Source organism: Sphingomonas sp. LaA6.9 (assembly GCF_022601895.1).
Taxonomy (GTDB): Bacteria; Pseudomonadota; Alphaproteobacteria; order Sphingomonadales; family Sphingomonadaceae; genus Sphingobium_A.
In genome coordinates, this window is the sequence record NZ_JAKVIO010000027.1 from 49,427 (window position 1) to 58,185 (window position 8,759).

7 protein-coding genes and 2 pseudogenes are annotated in these 8,759 nt (G+C 64.6%); 3 read left to right on the forward strand and 6 right to left on the reverse strand.

The genetic code is table 11. The features are described 5' to 3' along the window. Nucleotides 1-7: 7 nt before the first annotated feature. Nucleotides 8-604 (reverse strand): GGDEF domain-containing protein, encoded by a 597-nt coding sequence (locus MKI88_RS13990; protein ID WP_241632007.1) that lies wholly within the window; start codon nt 602-604, stop codon nt 8-10. A gap of 179 nt (nt 605-783) precedes the next feature. Here MKI88_RS13990 and purE point away from each other — a divergent pair, with 179 nt between their 5' ends. Both purE and MKI88_RS14000 read left to right on the forward strand, forming a co-directional pair. Beyond that, entirely contained in the window at nt 784-1,272 is a 489-nt protein-coding gene (gene purE, locus MKI88_RS13995; RefSeq protein ID WP_241632008.1) for a 5-(carboxyamino)imidazole ribonucleotide mutase, read from the forward strand. Next, nucleotides 1,269-2,339 carry a 5-(carboxyamino)imidazole ribonucleotide synthase gene (locus MKI88_RS14000; RefSeq protein ID WP_241632009.1) on the forward strand — a complete coding sequence of 357 codons (1,071 nt, stop codon included), beginning with the start codon at nt 1,269-1,271 and terminating at the stop codon, nt 2,337-2,339. Before purE ends, MKI88_RS14000 begins: the two co-directional genes overlap by 4 nt. Before the next feature lie 7 nt (nt 2,340-2,346). Here the strand turns inward: MKI88_RS14000 and MKI88_RS14005 are convergent, their stop codons facing one another. The 5 genes and pseudogenes from MKI88_RS14005 to MKI88_RS14030 all read right to left on the reverse strand — a co-directional run bounded on the left by MKI88_RS14005 (nt 2,347) and on the right by MKI88_RS14030 (nt 7,304). Continuing rightward, nucleotides 2,347-4,053, reverse strand: a complete 1,707-nt coding sequence (locus MKI88_RS14005; RefSeq protein ID WP_241632010.1) for an ATP-binding protein — start codon at nt 4,051-4,053, stop codon at nt 2,347-2,349. Nucleotides 4,054-4,144: 91 nt separating this feature from the next. Further along, nucleotides 4,145-4,897, reverse strand: a complete 753-nt coding sequence (locus MKI88_RS14010; protein WP_241632011.1) for a TIGR02186 family protein — start codon at nt 4,895-4,897, stop codon at nt 4,145-4,147. After that, nucleotides 4,894-5,808 (reverse strand): sulfite exporter TauE/SafE family protein, encoded by a 915-nt coding sequence (locus MKI88_RS14015; RefSeq protein WP_241632012.1) that lies wholly within the window; start codon nt 5,806-5,808, stop codon nt 4,894-4,896. Before MKI88_RS14015 ends, MKI88_RS14010 begins: the two co-directional genes overlap by 4 nt. Nucleotides 5,809-5,857: 49 nt before the next feature. Beyond that, a complete protein-coding gene (locus MKI88_RS14020) occupies nt 5,858-6,199 on the reverse strand; it encodes a hypothetical protein (protein ID WP_241632013.1) in 342 nt (113 codons plus the stop codon). Between the two features lie 53 nt (nt 6,200-6,252). After that, nucleotides 6,253-7,304: pseudogene (locus tag MKI88_RS14030) on the reverse strand (glycosyl transferase family protein). A 105-nt stretch (nt 7,305-7,409) separates the two neighbouring features. Here MKI88_RS14030 and MKI88_RS14035 point away from each other — a divergent pair. Further along, nucleotides 7,410-8,759: pseudogene (locus MKI88_RS14035) on the forward strand (alpha-2-macroglobulin); the annotation flags it as partial.

Below are 8,759 nucleotides of genomic sequence, written 5' to 3' on the forward strand. Positions count from 1 at the left end.
CGCGCGCTTAGCCGCGCTTGGTGCCGTACATACGCGCATCGGCGCGCGCGAGTGCGGTTTCGGTACTGTCGTCGGAGCGCAGCGTCGTCGACCCGATTGAGACCGCGAGGGGCAAAATCTTGCCTTTCAGTTCAAGCGGGTTCTTCTCGATGAGCTGTTCGAGCGACCGGGCCTTGCGCTCGGCATCGGCCTCATCGAGCTGATCAAGCAGCAGGCCGAATTCGTCACCGCCGATCCGCGCGACGACATCGGTCACACGGATATGCCGGCGAAGCAGATTGGCGACATGAATCAGCGCAGCATCGCCTGCGCCGTGGCCATGCTGATCGTTGATCTGCTTGAGGCCATCGAGATCGACGAACATCGCGACGGCCGGCGTGCCGTGACGCGCGACATGCGCCAGCACGCGACTCATCGCACGCAAGAAATAGCGCCGATTGGGAAGTGGCGTCAGCGTATCGCTGTCCGCCAGCCGTTCGAGCTCCTCCACACGCGCGCGCATATCGGCAAGCGTTGTCCGCAGGATCTCGTTCTCGTCGCGCAGCGCGCCTACATCCTCGTGCGTTTCCCGCGCACGCGAATTCAGCGGGATCGACTCCGCCATATGCAATTTCCTCCGGATTTCCCCCATGCGACCCGGTAATGTTTCCGCCTTATTATCACGTCGTCGGAATTAAAAGAAAATTAAGGTGAAATCGACTGAAGCAGCGCATCCGATTGCGCCTTTGGCCGGTGTCTACTAAGGCGCTTTGCTTCGCGGGTTTGAGCAAGGCGAACGAGAATATGGGCGAGGCGTCACCAATAGTCGGCATCATCATGGGCAGTCGCTCCGATTGGGAGACGATGCGCCACGCCGCCGAGACGCTGATTACGCTGGGCGTCGCGCACGAGACCCGCGTCGTTTCGGCGCACCGCACTCCCGACCGATTGTACGAATATGCACGATCCGCGGCCGGGCGTGGCCTCAAGGCAATCATCGCGGGCGCCGGCGGCGCGGCGCATCTGCCGGGCATGACCGCGGCGATGACGCGTATTCCCGTGCTTGGTGTGCCTGTCGAATCCAAGGCGCTGAGCGGCATGGACAGCCTGCTCTCGATCGTCCAGATGCCCGCGGGCATTCCCGTGGGAACGCTTGCGATCGGTCGGGCCGGTGCGGTCAATGCCGCGCTGTTTGCGGCCTCCATCATTGCCAATGAGGATCTCGCGCTCGCAGGGCGACTTGACGCATGGCGCGCAGCTCAGACCGATGCGGTTGCGGTGGAGCCCGAATGAACGCGCTGAAGCCGGGATCAACGATCGGGATTATTGGCGGCGGTCAGCTTGGCCGTATGCTCGCATCGGCTGCGGCGCAGCTTGGATATCGCTGCCATGTCTACGCGCCCGATGGTGATTCGGTCGCTGCGGAGGTTTCGGCGTTTTTCACGCAGGCGGCCTATGACGATGAGGAGGCGCTGTCGCGTTTTGCCGACAGCGTCGACGTCGTCACATATGAATTCGAAAACCTGCCGGTGGCACCGCTGCGCGCGCTGGCAGCAAAGGTGCCTGTGCGTCCGTCGCCCGAAGCGCTTGCGGTGGCGCAGGACCGGCTTTCCGAAAAGGCATTCGTGACCGAGCTGGGCGGGCGGACGGCGCCCTGGGCGCCCGTGTCGGACAGGGACGCACTCGGTGCCGCTATCACACGCGTCGGGACGCCCGCCATCCTGAAGACGACGCGTTTCGGCTATGACGGCAAGGGCCAGGCGCGGCTTCACTCCCCCGCCGACGCGGATGACGCCTGGAAGGCCCTGGGTGGCCGGCCCGCAATTCTCGAAGGCTTTGTGCGCTTCGAACGCGAATTCTCGGTCATCGTCGCGCGCGGAATCGATGGGCGGGAGGTGAGCTGGGATCCCGCGGACAACCTGCACGATCACGGCATTCTTTCGCACTGTGTCGTGCCCGCGGGGGGGATCGTCGAGCGTCAGGCACAGGAGGCGCGGCTGCTCGCGATGCGCGTGGCGGAAAAGCTCGATTATGTCGGCGTGCTCACGCTCGAATTCTTCGCCAGCGCCGAGGGACCGGTGTTCAACGAGATGGCGCCGCGCGTCCACAATAGCGGACACTGGACGATCGAGGGAGCGGTCACCTCGCAGTTCGAAAACCATATCCGCGCGGTGTGCGGGCTGCCGCTCGGCGATACGCGGCTCGCGGCGCGCCGTGTGACGATGGACAATCTGATCGGCGAGGCGGCTGACAATTGGGACGTGATCCTCGCGGACCCGAGCGCGCATCTCCACCTTTACGGCAAGGACGAGGCGCGGCCGGGCCGCAAGATGGGGCATGTGACCCGACTGGAATTCTGACGGGGGCTCAGCGCCCCTGGCTGCGCCAGCGCTTGATGACGCGGCCGAGGATTTCCTCCTCCCCACCACTTTCGCGCCACAGATCGGTGAAAACGGGATCGCTCGAGGCAGGACGCCGCACCTCTTCCAATGTGTCGAGCGCGACGCGTATCGGGATCGCGACGCCTTCGCCGCAGATGATCGCCTCGCGGTTGCGCAGCGCCGGGATCGAATCGAGGAAGCCCTTGGCGCCCTCGGGCATCGCTGCCTTGACGAAGGCCTGGTCGCGTTCGTTGTTGAGGCGCATCGCGATGATCGTGCCGCACTGCGAGAGCACACCTTCGGCAAGGTCCGACGGGCGCTGCGTGATGAGGCCCAGCGAGACGCCGTACTTACGGCCTTCCTTGGCGATGCGCTCGAGGATCTTGCGCACCGAGGAACCCGTTGTCACGCGGTCCGACGGGACATAGCGGTGCGCTTCCTCGCACACGAGCAGGATTGGACGTTGCGGTTCGTTGCGTGACCAGATCGCATAGTCGAACACCATGCGGCTGAGCACCGCGACCACGACGGACGTGATTTCGGAAGGGACGCCCGACACGTCGATGATCGATATCGGCTTGCCGTCGCCGGGCAGGCGGAAGATGCGGCCGAGGAAGTTCGCCATGCTGTCGGCGACGAGCATGCCGGAGAACATGAAGCTGTAGCGCGGGTCGGCCTTGATCTCGTCGATCTTGGTCTTCAGCCGCATATAGGGCCCGCTCTCGCCCGCGCGGTCCAGCTTGCCCATCTCGTTCTGGATGATGCCGGTAAGGTCGGAGAGAAGATAGGGGATAGGCGAGTCGACGGTGAGCTTGGTGATGCCCTCGGCAGCGCGGTTCTTGGCGCGCGCCGCCAGCAGACACTTGGCGAGGATGTCGCGGTCGAGCTGGCCGTCATTGCCTGTGGTGGTGATGAAGACCTCGCAATGCTCCTCGAAGTTCATCAGCCAATAGGGCATGGCGAGGTTGTTGACGTCGTAGATCGCGCCATTGGTCTTGAACGCCGCCGAATATTCGCCGTGCGGGTCGATCATGACGATATGCCCTTCGGGCGCCATGTCGCAGATGCGGTGCAGGATGAGCGCCGCCGATGTCGACTTGCCCGTACCGGTCGAGCCCAGCAGCGCAAAATGCTTGCCGAGCATCGCATCGACGAAGAGCGCGCCGCGAATATCCTTGGTGGGATAGACGGTGCCGACCTCGATATGCGGCCGATCCTCTGCGGCGTACATCTGCTGCATGTCGTCGCTCGACACGGGATAGATGCGGCAACCGGGTACCGGGTAGCGCGTGATACCGCGGCGGAAATGCGTAAGGCGACCGGTCAGGCGTGCCTCGTTGCCCTCTCCCAGAAAGTCGATGTCGGCGAAGATCAGATCGCTGTCGGCGCTGGCCAGGCGCAGGCTCTTGACGTTGGAGATCAACCATTGGTTGTTGACCTTCATCTTGATCTGGCTGCCGACCTGGCCCGCCATCGCGATGCTCGGATCGTCATTGTCGCCGAGCTTGCGCAGCATTGCGGCGTCGAGCTCGATCCGCGCGCCCGAACCGCCAACCTCGAGAACCTTTCCGATCTCGGCCGAATCATAAAGGCCCGCAGCCGCGACGCCCGTTTCGACAGGCTCCGATGCCAGCGATGGCGTGTGGCGTTCGGCGCCGTTGCCATAGCCCTGAATGCCCGCATAGTCCGTCATCTGAGATCCCCCGAAACCACCCTGAAAGGCAGTGTCCCGCTGTAGTGCGACGGGGTAAATATTTGATTGACCAGAACGCGGCGCGCCCTGCCTAGCCGCGGCGGAACAAGGCGCCCGCTGCCCATCCCAGCGTCAGCGACAGCATCACCGCGACAATGCCATAGGTGAAGGGGCTGCTCTCGGCGGCGGCCGCCACGAAGCGCTCGAACCCCGACTTGCCGATCTCGACGTCGCGGCTCGCGCCCGCAATCACGCGACCGTTCTGGATAAGGAAAGTCTCCGCAGTGTAGCGGCCGACTGGCACGCGCGCGGGAATGGCGATGCGCGCGCGATAGAGCACGCCGTCGGTGATCTCGACGGTGGTCGATTCCTGGACGAACAGGCCCGTGCGGCGACGCAGGTCGATCAGTCCGGATTCGAAGCGCTGCTGCTCGCCTGGCGTTCCGATATTGGCGGGAGACAGCTGGAGATTGTCGAGGCCCAGCTCGAAGATCGACGCGGTGCGTTCGTCCACCATTTCGTGAATGGGGCGCGACGATGCGACCGCATAAAAGGCGGGCGCCGAGCGAAATCTGGCGCTGTCCGCATTCACCCAGATTCCAGCCATCTTCTGCTTCTCGCGGACCACGATAGATTGCGTCGGGCCGCGGAGCACCACCGCGATCTCGGCGGGCTTTTCAGGGGTGCGACCGCCGGGATAGAGGATCGCACCAAAGGCCAGCAATTCGGCACCGGTGAAGCTGTAGATGATCTCGACCTTGCGCTGGGAAACGTCGGGTACGAGCACGGGTTCGTTGGCGCCGATGAGAAGCGGGGCGAACATCAGGATCGCGCGCCGCTTCATTGCAGGGCCACCGTATAGATCTCGTCGGGGCGCCAGCCGAGACCCACCGCCATGCGGACTGCGACGAGCAACACCATCACGGCAAGCATCAGGCGCAGATATTCGGGCTTCATCTTCTGCGCGAAGCGCGCGCCATATTGGGCACCGGTAACACTCCCGATCAGCAGCAGTCCGGCCAGCACGATGTCGACCGCCTTGGTGGTCGTCGCGTGCACCATCGTTGCGGCTATCGTCACGAAGAGAATCTGAAAAAGCGACGTGCCGACAACGACCTGGGTCGTCATGCCGAGCAGATAGAGCATTGCGGGGACCATGATGAAGCCGCCGCCGACGCCGAGGATGACGGTCAATATGCCCGTCAAAAAACCCAGAATCAGCGGCGCCAGCGGCGAAATGTAGAGGCCGGACCGATAGAAGCGCCAGCGCAGCGGAAGCGCTGCCACCAATGGATGATGGCGGCGCTTGCGCACCGCGAGGGGCGCGCCGGTTTTCATCGCGACGATGCTGGTCCACGCCTCCCTGGCCATCATGCCCCCGATCGTGCCGAGCAGCAGCACATAGAGGAGCGCGATGGCGGTATCGATCTGGCCCGAATCCTGAAGCAGGCGAAAAATGCCCGCGCCCGCGAGCGAGCCCAGAATGCCGCCCACAACGAGCACGCCCCCCATGTGGAAGTCGACGCCATCGCGTCGCACATGCGCAAATACGCCCGACACGCTTGCCCCGGTCACCTGCGTAGCTGCTGAGGCCGCTGCGACGGTGGGGGGGATGCCATAGAAGATCAGCAGCGGCGTGGTCAGGAAGCCGCCGCCAACACCGAACATGCCCGAGAGCAGGCCAACGAGTCCGCCGAGCCCGATAATCACGAGCGCGTTCACCGAGATATTGGCGATCGGCAGGTAGAGGTCCATTGTCCGTTCAGGCGTAGCCCTTCAGTCGCGCGGCGAAAAGCCGCGAAATTCAGAAACCGCCGTCAAGTGCGAGGGCAATGCCCGAACGCGGGGTCGCGTTGCCCGAGACGCGCTGCCGCCAGTCCAGCGAAGCGCCGATATTAGGGTTGTCGAGCCGGAAGCGCAGGCGCGGCCCGATATCGAGCCGCGACACGCCGGGTTGCGCTGCACCCCACACCCCGTCGCCCACCGCGAGACTCGAACCGTCTTGCTCGAGCACGGTCCGCATCGCGGTTGCGGCGCCATCGACAAAGCCGTCGCGCCGCTGCAGACCGACAATGCCCGCCTGGCCATAGGCTTCGAGCGCGAAATCCGCGGGCAGGGCGACGGGGCCGATGCCACCGGCCGCCATCGCGGCAAACGCGTTGCGTCCGCCCCGACCAAGCGCGATCCGCCGCTCGAAGGTCAGGGTGAGGGGACTGATTGCGCGGGCCGCCAGCCGAGACGATCCCAGCCCGCCAGCGCAATTCCCGTCATCCAGCGCGATTTCTGATTCACCGCATCCGCAAGCCGCGAGGGGAAATGCGCGCGCACCGCGACGGGCTTGCCCCCGGGCGTCGCAGGCAGCCGCACGAAGATGCCCGAACCGCCATATTCCGCGATGCGAAGGTCGAGTTCATAGTCTTCGGTCAGGCTGTCGCTGTCGAAGGGAAATCCGCCGTTGGCGAACGCAATCCGTTCAAGCGCTCGCGCGCAAAGGCGCAGCCCACTCCCGCGGACGGAACCGCGGCGCCCAGCGCTTCGCGCGCCACCACGCTTTTGCCATGCGCCTCGGCAAACTCGTCGCAATAGTGACCCGAGATCCATCGCGATCCGCGGTCGACGAGCGGCAGCACGGGAAGCTGGACAAGCACGAAGCGCTCGATGAGCGTATCGAAGATCCTGAGTTCGCCCGAGTGGACCACGTCCTCGGCATCGTGCAGGACGATCGCCTTGGCGCGGCAGCCACGTTTGCGTTCGTCTCGTTCCAGTGCGCTCCACAGGGCATTGAGGCAATCGGCTTTCGTGGTGGGCCCCGGTCGCGCGTTGATCACCATGCGTACGCGCAAGTCGCGTGCCGCGACCGAGGCAACCGCCACGATCGTCGCGGGATCATTGGGATAGACGCCGACATACAGGCGATAGTCGGGATGGTCGAAGCGCGCGAGCGCGGTCGAGAGCAACTGTGCGATCACTGTATCTTCGCGCCAGGCGGGGATGAACACTGCGAGCCAGCCGGGGTCGCGCGGTGGAGCAAGACTGGTGAGATCGGCACGCGGGCGCCGCCGGTACACGATAAGGCGCCGCCAGAGCGCATTGGCGATCCAGACCAGATCGACCAGCAGATCGTCGATGCCACCGATCAAGAACAGCACGGCCGCAAACAGCACGAGTTCGTGCGCGGTCGCGCCGGTCCATGCGGCAATTGTCGCTAAGTCCCCCATATCCGACAGCCCCGATTCGGATTTGATGAGCATCCGAAATGATTTGCTTGTTGGCAAGCCTCGACGAAAATCGCTATATCATGTGGACTTAACGCCCTGTTTAGCGTCACTCTCCGCGGCGCAAGGATGGAGAGTCGGATGCGCAATCGAGCCTGGCGTTTTGCTCTTCTGGCATTGGCACTGGCGCCCGTCGCCGCGTCGGGAGACCAGTCGGCGCAGGTTGTCCTCGCGACGCCGGGTGCGGGTGGAGGGGCGATCGAGCGCTTCACGATGCGCTTCTCCGACGACATGGTGGCGCTCGGCGATCCGCGCGCGACGGTGCCCGTGAAGGTCGGTTGCACGGTTGGCGGGCAGGGGCGCTGGATCGACCCCAAAACCTGGGTCTGGGATTTCGAGCGGGCGCTTCCCGGTGGACTGGCTTGCGACTTCACGCTCAACGATGGGCTGAAAACGCTTGCCGGGACCGCGATCAGCGGACAGCGCAAATTCACCGTCGACACGGGTGGCCCTTCGGCCCGCGCGGTGCTGCCCGGGCAATATGACGGCGACATCGAAGAGGATCAGGTTTTCCTCGTCGCCACCAATGTACAACCCGATGCCGCCTCGGTCGCCGCCAACGGCTATTGCGCTGTGGACGGTATCGGCGAGAAGATACCGCTCGATGTGCTGAAGCCCGAGGTGGTCGACGCCGTCCTGTCGGGGCTCGGCAAGGACAATTACCGCGTCACGAACTTCCTCAACGAGGCGGGGCTGCCGGAGGCGATCCCCGAAAACGCCGCCGAGCGCGGCAAGGCGTGGCAGACCATCACCGCGGTGAAATGCCGCCGTCCACTGCCCCCGGGCCGCGACATGGCGGTGGTCTGGGGCCAGAACATCACGGGTTCGGGCCGGATAGCGGGGCGCGACCAGCGCTTCGATTTCACGGTACGCAAGGAATTCGCGGCGCGCTTCGAATGTTCGCGCGTCAATCCGCAGGCAGGCTGCAACCCGGTGCAAAAGGCGTGGGTGCGCTTCTCAGCGCCGGTCTCGGTGGAGACCGCGAAGGCGATCCGGATAGAATTGCCGGGCGGGAAGAGCCTTGAGCCTAAGGTCGATAATGAAGGCGCCGCAACGGTTTCGCAGGTCGGTTTCGAGGCACCACTTCCCGCCGCGACGACCGCGAAGCTGATCCTGCCCAATGGTGTCAGGGATGAAAGCGGCCGCCCGCTCACGAACCAGCAGCGTTTCCCGCTCGAGGTGAAGTTCGACGAGGCGCCGCCGCTCGTGAAGTTCGCGGCCAATTTCGGGATCATCGAGCTGGGCGAGGGGGGCGTGCTGCCGGTGACCGTCCGCAATGTCGAGCCCGAATTGCAGGGGCGCCACATGGGCGTGACCGGTCAGAGCCTGCGCGTCGCGGGTTCGGACGGCGAGGTCGCCAGATGGCTGCGCGATATCGACGAGGCCAGCGAGAACGACTTTCGCACCGAGAAGCGGGGCGGCGAGGACGTG

Coding starts and splice junctions, on each gene's coding strand:
- MKI88_RS13990 (WP_241632007.1), bottom strand. CDS start 604: ATGGCGGAGTCGATCCCGCTGAATTCGCGTGCGCGGGAAACGCACGAG.
- MKI88_RS14010 (WP_241632011.1), bottom strand. CDS start 4,897: ATGAAGCGGCGCGCGATCCTGATGTTCGCCCCGCTTCTCATCGGCGCC.
- MKI88_RS14015 (WP_241632012.1), bottom strand. CDS start 5,808: ATGGACCTCTACCTGCCGATCGCCAATATCTCGGTGAACGCGCTCGTG.
- purE (WP_241632008.1), top strand. CDS start 784: ATGGGCGAGGCGTCACCAATAGTCGGCATCATCATGGGCAGTCGCTCC.
- MKI88_RS14020 (WP_241632013.1), bottom strand. CDS start 6,199: ATGGCGGCCGGTGGCATCGGCCCCGTCGCCCTGCCCGCGGATTTCGCG.
- MKI88_RS14005 (WP_241632010.1), bottom strand. CDS start 4,053: ATGACGGACTATGCGGGCATTCAGGGCTATGGCAACGGCGCCGAACGC.
- MKI88_RS14000 (WP_241632009.1), top strand. CDS start 1,269: ATGAACGCGCTGAAGCCGGGATCAACGATCGGGATTATTGGCGGCGGT.